Raw genomic sequence first — 16359 nt, 5'->3', positions numbered from 1 at the left:
GCGCTGAAACCGCATGTTTGACATCGCTTCCAGCGAATTGATCCTTGTCGCGCTGATTGCCCTACTGGTGATCGGTCCTAAGGATCTGCCGCGCGTCCTGCGCGCTGTCGGCAATTGGCTGAGTAAGGCGCGGCGCATGGCTGCGCATTTCCGCAGCGGACTCGATGAAATGGTTCGGCAATCTGAAATTGAGGAACTCGAGAAGAAATGGGCCGCAGAAAATCAACGCATCATGCGCGAATTTTCTGCCGATCCGGTCACCGACAACTCAAGTGTGCGCCAATATGATTCGCTGCCGCCGCCTGACATAGAGCCTGATCCTGCCAAGGACGCTGATGCGAAGGCAGACCCGAAGCCGTGAGCGAGCTTGAAGATAGCAAAATGCCCTTGCTTGATCATTTGATCGAGCTGCGCAACCGCTTGCTCTGGTGCGTGCTCGCGCTCGCAATTGCCTTTGGCATTTGCTTCTATTTCGCTCAGACGATTTATGGCTGGCTCGTGCAGCCGCTGAAGAATATCGGGCATGACCGGTTGATTTATACAGATATCTTCGAAGCGTTTTTCGTTCAGGTGAAGGTCGGCCTTTTCGCGGCGCTGATGGTGAGCTTTCCGGTTTTCGCTACCCAGATGTGGCGGTTCATTGCGCCAGGCCTTTACAGGAAAGAAAAAAAGGCTTTCCTGCCTTTTCTGCTTATGACGCCGATATTGTTCGGCATGGGCGCCAGCATGGCCTATTTCGGCGCAATGCCCGTTGCCTTGCGCTTTCTTCTCGGATTTGAAGGCAATGTCGGCGGAGTAACGCAAGAGGCCTTGCCCGGCGTTGGCAATTATCTGAACTTTTCGACCACCTTCATTTTCGGCTTTGGCGTTGCGTTCCAGCTGCCGGTGTTGCTGATGCTGCTGGAGCGGGCTGGCATTGTAACTTACGAACAGTTGAGGGATGGCCGGCGTTACGCAATTGTTGGCGCGTTCGTGGCTGCGGCGGTTTTGACCCCGCCAGACATTATCTCACAGCTGCTGCTCGCAATCCCGCTCTGTCTGTTATACGAACTTGCGCTGATCGCCATTCGCTTCACGCACAAGAAGCGCACACAAGAGGTTGACGCCGCTGCCGAAGACGAAGGCGAACCTGCGTAAGGTAGCCTAGGGCCTTCCCGGCACCTCTGCGTTAAATCGCGCGGTCGCCGGCTTCGCCAACCGATTCGATATCCCTGCCAAGGCCCTTCACGGTGTTGCACGCGGACAGCAAAAGGCTGGCGGCGATCAGTGATGCAGCGATGATCTTGCGCATGTTGAATTCCTCTTTTCTGTTATTCGCATAACAGTGCGCAGTACTTCCTTAACGCCAGATGAGTTGCGGTATCAAAAGCTCAATCTTGCGGTGAGTCGGAAATCACGTCCAGAAAGCGGCACAAAATCCTTGGTGAACGACGCGGCGCGGCGGGCGGTTACATCGAAGATATTGTTGGCCGACGCGATGAACACAATATTTCGGTTCGCGCCAAGGGGTCGCCAACTGACTGAAGCGTTGACCATAGTGAAGCCCGCCGTGTCGGTTTCGAAGGCTGCCGTCCGATTCTGATCGGCTGACCATTCCACTTCACCGCGCAGATCAAGCGCACCGCTTTTCAGTTCGGCGCCGCCCAGCAGGCGGAGCGGCGGGATGCGCGGAACGGGCCCGCCGCCATTCGAAATGGTTGCACGCGTATGGTCGGCAACCCCATCGACCACAAAGTCAAAGCCGCCGATCTGGCCCAGTCGCGCCGAGAGTTCGGCCTCGAAGCCCCAAAAGCGGGCCTTGTTTTGGAAATATTGGAAAACCGGCAGATTATCCTCTTCGGTGCCGGTAGCGTCTTCATAGATGAAGTTACTGAACCAGTTTGAATAGACGGTTGCTGTCGCTTTCACATTCGAGCTGTCGTAGCGAGCATAAAGCTCGAGATTCCATGCCCTCTCGCTGCCGAGCGTGGGGTCGCCGATTTCATAGGCCTGGGTTGCGATATGCGGTCCATCGGAGAACAGTTCTTCGACTGCTGGGGCTCGCGCGGTGCGCGATGCGTTCAAGCCCAGCTTCAGGCTGCTGAATAGATAGGCGGCACCCATGGCGGCTGATACATTGTTAAAGGTCCGTTCGAGGCCCCGCGTCTGCGCTTCTTGCGTGACGCTGTCATAGCGCAAGGCGCCCTCGATTTCGAAATTGTCCCAGCCATATTCTTGGAATGTGAAAAGACCCAATTGGCGTGTTCGGTTAGGCGGCACAAATGCTTCGGCGCCGATAGCCTCGAAATCGCGTGTCAGATACTGGACGCCGCTGGCCCCGCGCCAACCGTTACGATTTGCCTGCACGGCTTCGAAACGGGCTTCAATGCCGTCGCTGTTGAAGACGGTGCCGATTTCGTCGCCTTCAAATTCCGTGTGTGAATAGTCGGCATAGCCTGCCCGGAATGTCAGTTTCTCGATAAAGTCCCCGCCGGTTTCGACCTCGCCGCGGAGGTCGGCGCGATATTGGCGTAGCCCGATTGTGACGTCTTCTTCACCCTTTGCGCCCATCGCGATTTTTTCGCCGGCACTCGCTTCTGCACCGCCATGGGCGTGCGCGGTGCCCGGGCGCGAGGGAATGCCGTAGCTTGTGTCGTAAATGCTGAACGACGCACCAAGATTGCCGCGTTCACCGATAAAGGCCGCGCCAACGCCCGCGCTCCAGCTTTCGACGGCACTGTTGGGAATGCGCCCGCGATTTTCAGCAGCCTCCCGCAATTCCTCGGCTTCGTCGAGATGGCCCTCGGTAGCCTCTTCATCGGCGAGTTCGAGTACCTCTTTGCGAAGCTCGGGGGAGAGTTGATAACCGCCGATGCGCATATCGTCGCTTTTGCGATAGCTACCGTCGACATGGACGACAATGCGGTTGGCCAAAGCCACGTCAACCGACGCGCCGCCCGACCATTCACTCGCTGCGCTGCCATAGCCGCCCAGCACGTCAACATGCGCCGGGGCCTCGGGGATTGAACGGGGAATGCGTTTGTCGATTGCGTTGACCGCGCCGCCCACAGCTTGGCCGCCGAAAAGCAATACCGCCGGTCCGCGCAATACCTCTATCCGCTCGGTGGTCAGTGTTTCGATCGTCACGGCGTGGTCAGCCGAGGTATTCGACGCGTCGATATTGCCAATGCCGTCTGTCAACACCGCGACGCGATTGCCCTGAAAGCCGCGCAAGACCGGGCGCGACGATCCGGGGCTAAAGCTTGTCGCAGAAATGCCGGGAAGGGATGTCAGCGTATCACCGATCTGGCCGCGTGATTGTTGGGCGAGATCTTCTCCGGCAAGGGCAGAGGTGCCTGCCAGCAGATCGAGCTTCTCAAAATAGGGGGCAGTGACAACAATCTCGCCGGTGCGGTGAAAATCGTCGTCTTCGTCAGCCTCATCGGCTGCGTTCGCGGTCTCCGCATTTTGCGCATAGGCTGGTGCGTGCACTGCAGAAAGTGCGACAGCAGCGAATGCAGCGCTGCGAAGGAGAACGGCTTTTTTCATGATGCTCCGTGGATTGATTGTGTGTTTCGACCAATTGATCTGGATACCTGCTAATTCCAATGTTATAACATATCAAGACATTTTCGTAGAGTCTCGATGAACGGGCATTAAGACGCGACGAGAGATTGAGGCAGGAAAAGTTGACGTTTTCCCTGGTAACCTTTTTCCAAATTAGGCCGGCGCCGCTTGCACAGAGTTGCAACCGCAACTAACGAAAGCAGTATGACTGCTATTGCATCCACACTTGATCTTATCGGAAATACGCCGCTGGTCCTGCTGAAGGGGCCGAGTGCGGAAACCGGTTGCGAAATCTATGGCAAGTGCGAATTTGCCAACCCCGGGGCGTCGGTGAAAGACCGGGCGGCGCTTTTCATCGTCCGCGATGCAGAAGCGCAGGGGTTACTCAAGACCGGCGGCACGATTGTCGAGGGAACGGCCGGGAACACCGGCATCGGGCTCGCGCTCGTTGGAAACGCGCTTGGCTATCGCACGATCATTGTCATGCCCGAAACGCAAAGCCAGGAGAAAAAGGACACGCTGCGTGCGCTTGGTGCACAACTGGTGCTGGTGCCCGCTGCTCCGTTTTCCAACCCCGGCCATTTCGTCCACACATCACGCCGTATCGCCGAAGAAACAGAAAATGCCGTCTGGGCGAACCAGTTCGATAACATCGCCAACCGCAAGGCACATATTGAAACCACGGCTGAAGAAATCTGGGCGCAGATGGATGGTCGGATCGATGGCTTCACCTGTGCAGCGGGCACCGGCGGTACGATAGCGGGCGTCGGTCTGGGGCTGAAAGCAAAGGATGAGGCGGTTACCATCGCGCTCAGCGATCCACACGGCGCTGCGCTTTACAACTTTTATGCCCATGGCGAATTGCGGGCAGAGGGCAATTCGGTCGCCGAGGGCATCGGGCAGGGCCGGATTACCGCAAATCTGGAAGGCGCGCCGATCGACACGCAATTTCGCATTTCGGACGAAGACGGTTTGGTCTGGGTGCGCCGGCTGCTAGCAGAAGAGGGGCTATGCCTCGGACTGTCGTCGGGCATCAACGTTGCGGGCGCGGTTGAATTGGCGCGGCAATTGGGTCCGGGCAAGCGGATCGCAACGATCCTGTGCGACACTGGTTTTCGTTATCTTTCGACGCTTTATAACCCTCAATGGATGCAGGCAAAGGGTTTGGCGCCTATGCCATGGCAACTGGACTATTGACTAAAACCGATCCATCCTTGTTGCAGGAGTAACCATGGCGCGTTCAAATGTATCTGCCCTCCAGCGCATTCAAGTGGGTGTATTAGGCCTGCTGGCCGTGCTGCTGTTCGTCTATATTGCCAATTTGATATTGGAACGGGTGCCGTCCAGGAATACCTCCACTGCGGTGGAAGGCGCACCTGCGGCCGGCGGGCCGGCTAAGCTCAAGGACGAACCCCTAGCCGAACTGGGCGTGACGCCTGTGGTCGAGGAAAACCCCGAAACCGCAAAGGCTGCGCAGTCGGCGCCGCGATAAAATGCCGCGATGGAAATGGCTTTGGGCAATTGTGCCGGCCGGCTTGTGCGTGGCGATTGCACTTGCTGGTGCATGGTTTTTTCTATGCCGCGCCAATGAGGCGCCGTCGACAACGAAGATCACCGTTCTGTCCAGCGTGCCGTTGCAATGGGGCGAGGGTGATATTGCCGCGGTTGCGCAGGGCCGGGGGCGGCCCGATCCGCTCATTGCTCGCCTGTCAGAGGCGGGATCAGTTAGCTTCGTTGACTCCGTGGCGCAGATCCAGGCGGGGCGGCCCGACATTGCCCTGTTGATACAGCCACGCGCCCTGTCGCCCGATGAAATGGTGCGGTTGGATAAATGGGTCCGCGCTGGCGGGCGCTTGCTGTTATTTGCCGACCCGGCGCTGCAATGGCCGAGCGAGCAGCCGATCGGCGATCCGGACCGTCCATTGTTTACATCGCTGCTGTCGCCACTTTTTCAATATTGGGGCCTCGAACTTGCTTTCCCGATGGATGCCGAGGGCGCGGTCGTTGCTGCAAATCTGTCAGACCATGATGTAAAGCTGGCCTCGCCTGGGATTTGGCAGGCGATTGAAGACGCGAAAGGCAGCGCCAACTGCCGTATCGATCTGGGGAGATATATGGCGGAATGCCGACCGGGAAAGGGGCAAGCCATCCTTGTGGCTGATGCCGACATGCTGGAGGCAAGTATGTGGCAGTCGGCAATTCCTGGTGTTGATACCAGCGATAACATCGAATGGCTGATTTGGGCGATCGGCCGACTCCGCGCGGGTGAGCGTGTTGTAGGTCGCGCCGGGATTTGATGGGAAATTATGGGAAGCCGACAACGGCGTTGAAATTAATTATGTAAAAACAATATGATGAGTTATTTTTTGGGAAGTGGTTCAGGTCCTTGATCGAGCTATTATGACAGCAGTGAAATATTTAAATATAATAAAAACAGATATTTATGTAGTTTTTGTACTTTAGTCCCATAGAATCCCTCTTTTCACCCACGTTTTCCCTTGGTATGACCCCCTTATTCCGGGGTGGAATCCAATATGTCGTGCGTTCGCAGGAGCGTCATCGCAAAGGCTATGCGGCCTTTGCGACAAGGAGGATTTGCCCAAGCAGGTGAGGGGTCTTCGGGTACGTGTCTTCCTTCGTTGTCTATGCCGGTTCCGGACTGTCGACGATCGATGGCAAGGGGCGCGTCACCATTCCTGCAGAGCTGCGCGATACTGTGGCGCAGGCGTCTGGCGAGAATATTGTCTGCCTCGCGCGTCATCCCAGCCTACCCTGCCTGATCGGCTATGGTCGCGCCGAACGCCAGAAATTGCGGGAAGATATCGAGACCCAGTGGAAGGCTGCGGTCGAGCGTGGCGGTGAATTTGATCGCGAAACGGCCGGTGTTGTCGCGTCCTCGATTTTTGAAACAGCCTTTGAAAGCAGCGGCCGCTTCGTACTCCAGCCGATGCTTCGCCATTTCGGTCGACTGAATGAAAAGGCCTTTTTCTTCGGGGCCACAACGCATTTCATGCTGTGGAACCCGGAAATATTTATGGATTCCGCCCCGCCTGCTTTCGCGCATGTTCGCGAAGAGCTGGAATATTGGCTGGGCGAACATGGAAGGCGCGGCAAATGACGCAGCCTTCTCCTCATATTCCAGTCCTTCTGGATGAAGTGATTCACGCTCTGGCCATCACCCCTGGTTCAGATGTTGTGGATGGCACCTTTGGTGCAGGCGGTTACAGCCGGGCTATCTTGGCTGCAGGCGCGCGCGTTCATGCATTTGATCGCGACCCCGATGCGCTTGCGGCAGGTGCTGACCTTGCAGAGCGGAGTGGTGGTGCCTTGCGCTTCCACTCCGCCTGCTTTTCCGAAATGGATAAGCGGCTGGCCGAAGCTGGCGTTACTCAGGTGGACGCCGTCGTCCTCGATATCGGCGTATCCTCGATGCAGATCGATCAGGCTGACCGCGGCTTTTCTTTCCAGAAGGAAGGGCCGCTTGACATGCGCATGAGCCAGTCAGGGGAAAGCGCGGCGGATTTCGTCAACACTGCCGACGAGGCCGAAATCGCGAATGTCATCTTTCTCTATGGCGAAGAGCCGAAGTCGCGGCGCATCGCGCGCGCGATTGTCGCTGCACGCCCGATCGATACGACCACGCGTCTTGCGGAAATCGTCCGCAAAGCACTCGGTCATCGTCCTGGTGCTCCCAAAGACCCCGCGACGCGCACCTTTCAGGCGCTGCGTATCCATGTGAACCGCGAACTTGACGAACTGACTGCAGGTCTGGCCGCTGCCGAGCGCATCCTGAAGCCCGGTGGCCGCCTTGTGATCGTCAGCTTTCACAGTCTGGAAGACCGGATCGTGAAGCAGTTTCTGCGCGACCGCAGCGGATCGACAGCATCGGGATCACGTCATATGCCCATCGTCAAGGCTGCGAACGAGCCTACATTCGAAAAACCGGCCAAGGCCATCCGTCCGGGAGCGCGCGAAATTGCCGCGAACCCGCGCGCTCGTTCATCCACATTGCGTTCCGCCATCCGCACGGCGGCACCGGTCTGGGATCAGCAGGAGCTTGCAGCATGACCCTGGCAATGAAGCGCCTCAAGAATATTGGCTGGCTTGCGCTTGTGTTCATGGTAGCCGTGCTCCTCTACCCGCTGTCGCTCAATGTCGCCGCGCTGCATAGCGATCTGACGCGGATCGATCGTGACATTCTCGAAACTCGCCAGGAAATCAGTTTTTTGCAGGCTGAGATCCGCACCCGAGCCAGTGTCGCGCAACTCGAAGAGTGGAATCAGCTACTTTACGGTTACGAGCCGCCCCGCGCCGACCAATTCATTGATGGCGAACGTGGCCTGGCTAGCATTGGCGGTGCAGCTGAAGGCGTAAAGCCAGTGCTGGTTGCAGTCGACATGCCTGCAGGCGAAGTGGGCAGCGTTGGTGCCGTCCCATCGGCACCGACCGACATTGACGATGTGGCCCCTGCAATCGTGCGCACTGCTTCGGCGCTTCTGCCTTCATCAAGCGAAAAATCTTCCCCGAAAGTTGCAGTGCCTGCGAAGGAAAAGCCCGCTGCTCAGCCAGCTGCCAAGGCAAAAACGCAAACCCGTACAGAGCGGCTTGCAAATATCGACGAAAAATTGCTTTCTGATAATCTGATGCGTGAAATCCAGACCCGATCCGACCGGGAGCGTAGATCACAATGACGGCCTTTGTTGTTCGTCCGCAAACCCGCCATGCGATCAATGCGACAAAGGTTCAGGCCGCCATAGCATATTGGCGGCTGCTTGTTTTGGTGGGCCTGTTTGGCGTATTCCTGTTGCTGGTCGTGGGCCGGTTGGCGATTCTGGCGATCTTCGAAGGTAATCGTGCATTTGGTGCAACGCCGGTCAGTTTTGTTCCGGAGCGAGGCGATATTGTCGACCGCAATGGTGCGCCGCTGGCCCGAACGATTCAGGGCTATGCGATCTGGGTAAAGCCGAGCGAATTGGTCAATGACCCAAAGGAGCTCGCCGCCGGTCTGTCGCGCATCTTTCCCGACACCAGCGAGGCGGAATTTTTCGCGAAGCTCACCGCCAAAACGCCCAGCTATTTGCGCAAACGCGCACTTCCCGAGGAGGTGCGCGCGGTGCACGATCTGGGTGAAATCGCGATCGAATTTCCACGTGAAAGTACCCGGCTTTATCCGCAGCATGAATTGGCGGCGCATGTCCTTGGCTTTGTAAGTCGCGATGGCAAGGGTGCATTGGGCATGGAACGGGTGATGGATAAGCATCTGCGGTCCAGCGAGAGCCGCGGAAAGCCGGTTGAACTGTCGCTCGATGTGCGCGTTCAGGCAGCGCTCGAAATCGAACTCGCCAATGGCATGATTGCAACCGGCGCCAAAGGCGCTGCAGGCATCATCCTTGATTCCCAGACGGGCGAGGTGCTGGCAATGGCCAGCCTGCCATCGTTCAATCCCAATCGTCCCAGCTTTGCCAATATCCCTGATAATGGCCAGGTCATTGTTGACGGACGCTATCCTATCAGCCGCCAGACCAATTTCGTGACCAACCGTGTTTTTGAACTGGGTTCAACCTTTAAGCCGTTGACCGTTGCTGCAGCGCTGGATGCGGGAACGGTGCGTAATCTTGCTCTGCGCTACGACGCCACAGCACCGCTGCAAATCGCCGGTTTCCGGATCCGCGATACCCATCCTGCGGGTCGGTGGCTCAACGTGCCGGAAACGCTGGTGCACAGTTCGAATATCGTAACCGCGCGCATTGCCGACGGGTTGGGTCAGCAAAGGCTTGAACGGATGCTGCGCAACATGGAATTCGACAAGCGCCCTTCGATCGAACTGGCCGAACGGGCAAAGCCTTTATGGCCGGCAAATTGGGGCCGCGTAACCACGATGACCGTCGGTTATGGACATGGCATGTCGGTGACGCCGCTGCATTTGGCGTCAGCATATGGCGCGATGGTCAATGGCGGTATCTGGCATCCTGCAACGCTACATAAGGCAAAGCCTGGGCATAAGCCGATCGGTCGCCGGGTGTTCAGCGCTGCAACCAGTGCGCGGATGCGCCAGTTGCTGCGTATGATCGTTGTCGATGGTACTGGTAAAAAGGCCGATGCGGCAGGATATCGCGTTGGCGGCAAGACCGGCTCCGCAGAAAAGCCCAATGAGGGAGGTTATGCACGGAATCTTGTCGTCTCCACCTTCGCGGCGGCTTTTCCGATGGATAATCCCCGTTATATCATCATCGCTATGGTAGACGAACCCAAAGGCACGGCTGAGACGGGATTCCAGCGTACCGCAGGCTGGACAGCGGCTCCGATCGTGCGCCGCACCGTCGAACGCATTGGTCCGCAACTAGGGATCATTCCAGACACGCATCGCGATGTCGATGTGTCCGAACTTATGCCACTCCTTTGGTCGCCCAAAGGTAATACCTGATGCGCCTCGACAATGTGATCGACGGGCTGGCAGATGATGCCGGTTCCCTGCGCGTAACAGGTTTTGCAATCGATCATCGGAAAGTCGCAGCCGGTTCAGTTTTTGGCGCTTTTGTTGGTGCTACGTTTAACGGTGAGGATTTTATTGGTGCTGCCATTGCCGCCGGCGCGATTGCCGTGGTTGCCCGTCCCGAAGCGGTGGTCAGCGGAGCAGTGCACATTGCGAGCGATAATCCGCGCAAAAGCTTCGCCGAAATTGCCGCGCGTTTCTTCAAGCCGTTTCCGCGCAGCCTTGCCGCGGTCACTGGTACCAATGGCAAAACCTCCACGGCTGAACTCACGCGGCAATTGTGGCGCATGTCGGGGCATAATGCCGCCTCAATCGGTACATTAGGTGTCACGACAGCCGACGAAAGCGTCCGCACCGGGCTGACCACGCCCGATATCGTGACTTTTCTCTCCAATCTGGCGGGGCTTGCGCGAGAGGGCGTGAGCCATGCAATCTTTGAAGCTTCGAGCCACGGGCTTGATCAATATCGTATCGGCGGCGTGCCGGTTCCGATCGTCGCCTTTACCAATCTGAGCCGCGATCACCTTGATTATCATGGTACAATGGATGCCTATTTCGAAGCCAAGATGCGGCTGTTTGACGAAGTGGCAGATGTGGATGGAACCGCTGTCATTTGGGCGGACGATCTTTGGTCGCACCGGGCGATCGAACGAGCGAAACAGCGCCCGCTACGGTTGATTACTGTCGGCGAACAGGGCGACGGCATACGGCTTGTCAGCCGGGAGCCGACCCAGTTAGGCCAGACTCTCAATATCACCGTGCAGGGCGAGCCGCATAAGGTGAAGTTGCCATTGATCGGTGCCTATCAGGCAGCCAATGCGCTTGTCTCTGCGGGGATTGCCATCGCCAGTGGTTACCCGGCGGGGGAAGTGATAGCAAATTTATCGCGGCTGCAGCCGGTGCGCGGGCGCCTAGAACGCGCAGCGATCAGCCGCAGCGGCGCCCCGGTTTATGTCGATTATGCTCACACGCCGGACGGGCTGGAGGCGGCGATTGCTGCACTGCGCCCGCACACCAAGGGGCGGTTAATCCTTGTGTTCGGTGCCGGCGGTGATCGCGACAATGGCAAACGACCGCTGATGGGCGAAGTTGCGGTTCGCGATGCCGACATCGTGATCGTGACCGACGATAATCCGCGGACCGAAGATCCGGCAACCATTCGCAGGCAAGTCCTGACAGGCGCGCCAGGCGCGCAAGACATTGGCGATCGTCGGGCGGCCATTGAAGCGGCTATCAGCATGGCAGCGGCAGAGGATATCGTCCTTGTCGCAGGGAAGGGGCATGAAGTGGGCCAGATTATTGGCGACAAGGTTTATCCGTTCGATGATGTTGAAGTAGCGCGAGAATGTGCCGCATGACCGCGCTCTGGACATCGGACGAAATCGCGCAAGCGGTTAGCGGCACGGCAAATGGTGCTTTCGAATGCAATGGCGTTGCGTTTGATTCGCGCGAGATCGGCGGCGGTGACCTGTTTTTCGCGATGAAGGGCGAACATTCCGACGGCCATCGATTTGCCGCGCAGGCTTTTGCCAGCGGCGCGACCGGAGCGGTCGTCAGCGAAGCTGTTGATGGACCAAATATTTTAGTGCCGGATACCATGCGCGCGTTGGAGCAGTTGGGCATAGCATCGCGTGCACGGGTGTCGGCCAAGATCATCGGTGTTACGGGCTCGGCCGGAAAGACGGGAACTAAAGAAGCAATCTATGCAGCGCTGGATCGTTGCTCCCCGGGTAAGGTGCACCGCTCGGTCAAAAGCTATAACAACCATGTTGGCGTCCCGCTGAGCCTTTCACGCATGCCCCGCGATTGCCAATATGGCGTGTTCGAAATGGGCATGAATCATGCTTATGAGATTTCGGCACTCACGCGCTTCGTGCGTCCGCATGTAGCAGTCATCACCACCATTGCCCCCGCGCATATCGAGAATTTCAAGGACGAGAGCGGCATTGCAGATGCTAAATCTGAGATTTTTGAAGGGCTCGAACCAGGTGGTGTAGCTATCATCCCTGCCGACAATCCCCATTATCCCCGCCTGTTGGATCATGCCCGCAAATACACATCGAACATCGTCAGTTTCGGTTTTTCCGAAAGCGCCGATGTCCGTTGCATCGACCATATGACCAATAGCGCCGGAGGAAGTCTTGTAACGGCGAAGTTACCCGGCACGATGCTGCAATATGAACTATCGCAACCGGGCGAACATTGGGTGTCCAATTCGCTTGCGGTCCTGGCCGCGGTTCAGGCTGTTGGCGGCGACCTTGCGGTTGCGGGTCTGGCGCTTGCCGATATGGGCGGCCTTGCCGGTCGCGGCGCGCGGCACCATATTGTGGTTCCTGGTGGCACCGCTTTGCTGATTGATGAAAGCTACAATGCCAATCCGGCATCGATGGCGGCTACATTGACTGGGCTGGGCAATGCATCAGCAGATAGGCGCATCGCCGTACTCGGTGCGATGAAGGAACTGGGCGCGCAGTCGCCCGAATTTCACCGTGCGCTGCAGCAACCGTTAGAGTCAGCAAATGTAAACTTGTTGTTGGTTGTCGGCGAAGAGATGGCTCCACTCGCCGAAGCGTTGGCCGGCGAGATTGCATGGGCGGGTAAATTCGCCCATTGCGGCTCAATTGGTGAAGCATCGCAACGGTTGCGCGATGAAACGCGCGCAGGCGATGCCATATTGATCAAGGGGTCTAATTCCGTGGGCTTGTCTGCGGTGGTCGAGGCAATGCTCGGCGGAGGGGATTAATGCTTTATTGGCTTGCCGAATATTTTGATTTTGCGGGATTTCTAAACCTTTTCCGCTATTTGACCTTTCGATCCGGGGCGGCGGTAGGCACGGCCTTCCTGATCGGACTGATCATTGGGCCGCGCTTCATAAGCATGCTGAGAGTCCGACAGGGCAAGGGGCAGCCGATCCGCTCAGATGGTCCGCAGACCCATCTTGCCAAGGTAGGTACACCCACCATGGGTGGGCTGATGATCCTTACATCGATTGCGATATCGATGCTGCTCTGGATGGATCTATCCAACACTTATGTCTGGGCTTGCATTGTCGTGATGCTCGGCTTCGGACTTGTCGGTTTTATGGACGATTATGACAAGGTCAAAAAGCGCAGCACAGCAGGGGTTTCCGGTAAGCTGCGCCTGCTGATTGAATTCATCATCGCAGGCGCCGCCGTCGCCTTGATCGTCCACCAGTCGGGTGGAAAGCTCTATTTCCCGTTCGTCAATGGCCCGGTTGCCGACCTTGGCTACTGGTACATTCCATTTGGCGCATTTGTGATCGTTGCCTTTGGCAATGCCGTGAACCTAACGGATGGGCTTGACGGATTGGCGACCATGCCGGTGATCATTGCCTCGCTTGCATTCATGCTTATCGCCTATCTGGTGGGCAATGTGCGTTATGCGGAATATCTGGGCATTCCCTTCTTTCTCGGGGCAGGGGATCTCTCTATCCTGTGCGGTGCGATTATCGGTGCAGGCCTTGCCTTTCTATGGTTCAATGCTCCGCCGGCTGCGGTGTTCATGGGCGACACGGGCAGTCTCGCGCTTGGTGGCACGCTGGGTGCGATCGCAGTAGTTGCGCACCATGAATTTGTGCTCGCAATTATTGGCGGTCTCTTCGTCATTGAAGCGCTATCGGTGGTCATACAGGTTTTCTGGTTCAAACGAACTGGGCGGCGAGTATTCCGCATGGCACCTATCCACCACCATTTCGAACAATTGGGATGGCCCGAATCGACGGTCGTGATTCGTTTCTGGATCATTTCGTTCGTGCTAGCACTGGCAGGATTGGCGACACTAAAGCTGAGATGATCCTATCGGAGGCCTTTCGCGGAAAACGCTACATCGTCCTCGGTCTTGCCCGTTCCGGCCTTGCGACGCTTCGTGCGCTGCTTGCAAGCGGCGCGCAGATCACCGCGTGGGACAGCAAAGCAGAGGCACGGGCGCAGGTCGAAGGCAACGTCGAACTTGCTGATCCGATGCAGATCGACCTTTCAGGCTTTGACGGATTGGTCTTGTCGCCGGGTGTGCCGCTCAACAGCCATCCGATTACCAACCGGGCGCGTGATGCGAATGTGCCGATCATCGGCGATGTTGAATTATTTGCCCAAGCGCGCGCCACACTGCCCCCACACAAGGTAATCGGCATAACCGGCACCAATGGCAAGTCGACCACCACCGCGCTGCTGCACCATATGGTCAAGACTGCAGGTTTGCCGACGCTAATGGGCGGGAATATCGGCCTTCCGATCCTGTCGCGCGATCCCTTGCCCGAAGGCGGGGTCTATGTTCTTGAACTGTCGAGCTTCCAAATCGATCTGACGCAGAGCCTGGATTGTGACATTGCGGTGCTGACCAACATCACGCCCGATCATCTCGACCGCTATGACAGCTTTATGGATTATGCCGCTGCAAAGGAACGCTTGTTCCTCATGCAGCATGCGGACAGACTTTCGGTGATCGCCGTCGATGACGATCCGTGCCGGATGATCGCAAGCCGCGTGCATCATAGGCTGAAGCGGGTGTCGGCAAAGGATGTGACTGACCAGTCGCGCTGGCCAGCGCTCAAGGGCCCGCACAATGCCCAGAATGTCGCCTGTGCAATTGCTGCCTGCGCGGCTCTCGGAATTGATGCGCAAACGATCGAGGTCGGGCTGGCAAGTTATCCCGGGCTATCGCACCGGATGGAGCCGCTTGGCGAAATAGGCGGCGTCCTTTACGTCAACGACAGCAAAGCAACCAATCCGACGTCGACGGCACCTGCACTGGGCGCATATCCGGCGATCCATTGGCTCCTTGGTGGGCAGGCAAAGGGCGATGATCTTGACGCCTGCCTGCAACATATTGCGAATGTGCGCGCGGCCTATGCCTTTGGGCAGGATGGCGCAAAGCTGGCCGCTTTGCTGGACGGTAAGGTTGAGGTTTCGGTCTATGTTGATCTTGAAACGGCTACCAATGCGGCTGCTGCGGCTGCCAAGTCGAACGAGACAATATTGCTTTCGCCGGCCTGCGCTTCGTTCGACCAGTTTCGCGATTTCGAGCATCGCGGCGATTCTTTTCGGGAAATAGTGGCTTCGTTGCGCGAAAGGGGTGCGTGATGTTTGGCATATTGCAGGGCAATGGAAACAATCTGCCGCCAGGTTTTGGCGGCAAGCGCGATTTGTCAAACCGTCTAGGGCGCGGCGACCGGTCGCCGTTGAGCATCTGGTTCTGGGAACTGGATCGCGTCTTGCTTTCGTTGATCCTTGTGCTGATTGCGATCGGATTGATCGCTGTCGCCGCCGGATCGCCGGCAACAGCAAAGCGGCTTTCGACCGATAGCGCGACGCTCAGTCCGCTCTATTTCTTCTACAAACAACTTGCTTGGGTCGCGCTCGGCATTCCCTTCATGTTCGTGATTTCGATGTACCCACGCGAACAGGCAAAGCGGATAGCGATTGGCGGCTTCTGCATTTTTCTTGGGTTGCTGCTGCTGGTTCCGCTCTTGGGGAAGGAAGTGAATGGCGCACAGCGTTGGTTCGGGCTCGGTCCTGCGAGTTTTCAGCCATCGGAGTTTCTGAAGCCATGTTATGCCGTGACCATGGCTTGGGTGATCAGCTGGCGCCAACGCGATCCAAGCCTGCCCGTCCGCACGATAACAATGCTTCTTACCGGGCTGATTTGCGCGTTCCTGATGCTCCAGCCCGACCTGGGCCAGACGATCCTTTTCTGTGGCATCTGGTTTGCATTGATGATGGTTTCGGGCGTGCAGGCAAAGCTGCTCTGGTCAAGTGTGATTGGTGGCGTGGTTGGTATCGTTGCGGCTTATAATTTCTACTCGGTGGCACAGCAGCGTATCGACGCCTGGTTGTTCGGAACCGATGGCATCACCCATGATAAGCTAGCGATGGCGACGCTCACCGCAGGCGGCCTGATCGGCACCGGGCCGGGGCTGGGTACCCGTAAATTCGCCTTACCAGAGGCGCATACCGACTATATCTTCTCCGTCATTGGCGAGGAGTTTGGACTGATTGCCTGTATGGTGATTGCGTTTCTGTTCTTCGCAATCCTTGTGCGTGTCGTGGTCCGTATGTTGGATGAGCAGGACCAGTTCATCCTTTTGGCGGTGACTGGTCTTGCCGCACAATTTTGCGGTCAGGCAATGATCAATATCGCGGTTAATCTCGGGATTTTCCCATCAAAGGGTATGACCTTGCCATTCATCAGCTATGGCGGGTCGTCGACGTTGGCACTGTGCTTGTGCTGCGGGCTGTTGCTTGCGCTAACGCGGCGCAACCCTTTTCTTGACCAGTCTCCCTATATCGGGAATGGGCGTTGAA

The 16359-nt window shown here is 57.3% G+C and carries 16 protein-coding genes; 14 read left to right on the top strand and 2 right to left on the bottom strand.

Going from position 1 to position 16359, the window contains the following annotated elements; translation table 11 throughout:
• Positions 1 to 13: 13 nt before the first annotated feature.
• Together tatB and tatC are read left to right on the top strand one after the other, a co-directional pair.
• Positions 14 to 361, top strand: coding sequence for a Sec-independent protein translocase protein TatB (tatB, locus tag RSE16_12210; GenBank protein ID WRH75464.1), 348 nt, complete (start codon positions 14 to 16; stop codon positions 359 to 361).
• Positions 358 to 1137 carry a twin-arginine translocase subunit TatC gene (tatC, locus tag RSE16_12205; protein ID WRH75463.1) on the top strand — a complete coding sequence of 260 codons (780 nt, stop codon included), beginning with the start codon at positions 358 to 360 and terminating at the stop codon, positions 1135 to 1137. Before tatB ends, tatC begins: the two co-directional genes overlap by 4 nt.
• Positions 1138 to 1168: 31 nt before the next feature.
• Here the strand turns inward: tatC and RSE16_12200 are convergent, their stop codons facing one another.
• Positions 1169 to 1291 (bottom strand): entericidin A/B family lipoprotein, encoded by a 123-nt coding sequence (locus tag RSE16_12200; GenBank protein WRH75462.1) that lies wholly within the window; start codon positions 1289 to 1291, stop codon positions 1169 to 1171.
• Positions 1292 to 1362: 71 nt separating this feature from the next.
• Positions 1363 to 3528, bottom strand: a complete 2166-nt coding sequence (locus RSE16_12195; protein ID WRH75461.1) for a TonB-dependent receptor — start codon at positions 3526 to 3528, stop codon at positions 1363 to 1365.
• Positions 3529 to 3750: 222 nt separating this feature from the next.
• Here RSE16_12195 and RSE16_12190 point away from each other — a divergent pair, with 222 nt between their 5' ends.
• The 12 genes from RSE16_12190 (at position 3751) to RSE16_12135 (ending at position 16358) form a co-directional block, all read left to right on the top strand.
• The gene (locus RSE16_12190; protein ID WRH75460.1) at positions 3751 to 4743 is read left to right on the top strand and encodes a cysteine synthase A; all 993 of its coding nucleotides are present in this window, start codon (positions 3751 to 3753) and stop codon (positions 4741 to 4743) included.
• Between the two features lie 34 nt (positions 4744 to 4777).
• Positions 4778 to 5038: a hypothetical protein gene (locus RSE16_12185; protein WRH75459.1), complete on the top strand. Its 261-nt coding sequence runs from the start codon at positions 4778 to 4780 to the stop codon at positions 5036 to 5038.
• Position 5039: 1 nt separating this feature from the next.
• The gene (locus RSE16_12180; GenBank protein WRH75458.1) at positions 5040 to 5843 is read left to right on the top strand and encodes a hypothetical protein; all 804 of its coding nucleotides are present in this window, start codon (positions 5040 to 5042) and stop codon (positions 5841 to 5843) included.
• A 329-nt stretch (positions 5844 to 6172) separates the two neighbouring features.
• The gene (locus RSE16_12175) at positions 6173 to 6664 is read left to right on the top strand and encodes a hypothetical protein (protein ID WRH75457.1); all 492 of its coding nucleotides are present in this window, start codon (positions 6173 to 6175) and stop codon (positions 6662 to 6664) included.
• Entirely contained in the window at positions 6661 to 7614 is a 954-nt protein-coding gene (rsmH, locus tag RSE16_12170; GenBank protein ID WRH75456.1) for a 16S rRNA (cytosine(1402)-N(4))-methyltransferase RsmH, read from the top strand. The genes RSE16_12175 and rsmH overlap by 4 nt, the downstream gene beginning before the upstream one ends.
• Entirely contained in the window at positions 7611 to 8237 is a 627-nt protein-coding gene (locus tag RSE16_12165; protein ID WRH75455.1) for a hypothetical protein, read from the top strand. Before rsmH ends, RSE16_12165 begins: the two co-directional genes overlap by 4 nt.
• A complete protein-coding gene (locus RSE16_12160; GenBank protein ID WRH75454.1) occupies positions 8234 to 9970 on the top strand; it encodes a penicillin-binding protein 2 in 1737 nt (578 codons plus the stop codon). The genes RSE16_12165 and RSE16_12160 overlap by 4 nt, the downstream gene beginning before the upstream one ends.
• On the top strand, positions 9970 to 11397 hold the full coding sequence (locus RSE16_12155; protein WRH75453.1) for a UDP-N-acetylmuramoyl-L-alanyl-D-glutamate--2,6-diaminopimelate ligase: 1428 nt from the start codon (positions 9970 to 9972) through the stop codon (positions 11395 to 11397). The genes RSE16_12160 and RSE16_12155 overlap by 1 nt, the downstream gene beginning before the upstream one ends.
• The gene (murF, locus tag RSE16_12150) at positions 11394 to 12782 is read left to right on the top strand and encodes a UDP-N-acetylmuramoyl-tripeptide--D-alanyl-D-alanine ligase (GenBank protein WRH75452.1); all 1389 of its coding nucleotides are present in this window, start codon (positions 11394 to 11396) and stop codon (positions 12780 to 12782) included. The genes RSE16_12155 and murF overlap by 4 nt, the downstream gene beginning before the upstream one ends.
• Positions 12782 to 13852, top strand: coding sequence for a phospho-N-acetylmuramoyl-pentapeptide-transferase (mraY, locus tag RSE16_12145; GenBank protein ID WRH75451.1), 1071 nt, complete (start codon positions 12782 to 12784; stop codon positions 13850 to 13852). Before murF ends, mraY begins: the two co-directional genes overlap by 1 nt.
• Positions 13849 to 15138: a UDP-N-acetylmuramoyl-L-alanine--D-glutamate ligase gene (murD, locus tag RSE16_12140; GenBank protein WRH75450.1), complete on the top strand. Its 1290-nt coding sequence runs from the start codon at positions 13849 to 13851 to the stop codon at positions 15136 to 15138. The genes mraY and murD overlap by 4 nt, the downstream gene beginning before the upstream one ends.
• Entirely contained in the window at positions 15138 to 16358 is a 1221-nt protein-coding gene (locus tag RSE16_12135) for a putative peptidoglycan glycosyltransferase FtsW (GenBank protein WRH75449.1), read from the top strand. Before murD ends, RSE16_12135 begins: the two co-directional genes overlap by 1 nt.
• Position 16359: the final 1 nt, after the last annotated feature.

It is taken from the genome of Sphingobium sp. (assembly GCA_035196065.1).
Lineage (GTDB): Bacteria > Pseudomonadota > Alphaproteobacteria > Sphingomonadales > Sphingomonadaceae > Sphingorhabdus_B > Sphingorhabdus_B rara.
The sequence above is the reverse complement of the archived record's forward strand: the minus strand, read 5'-3'. Positions and strand labels throughout refer to the sequence as shown.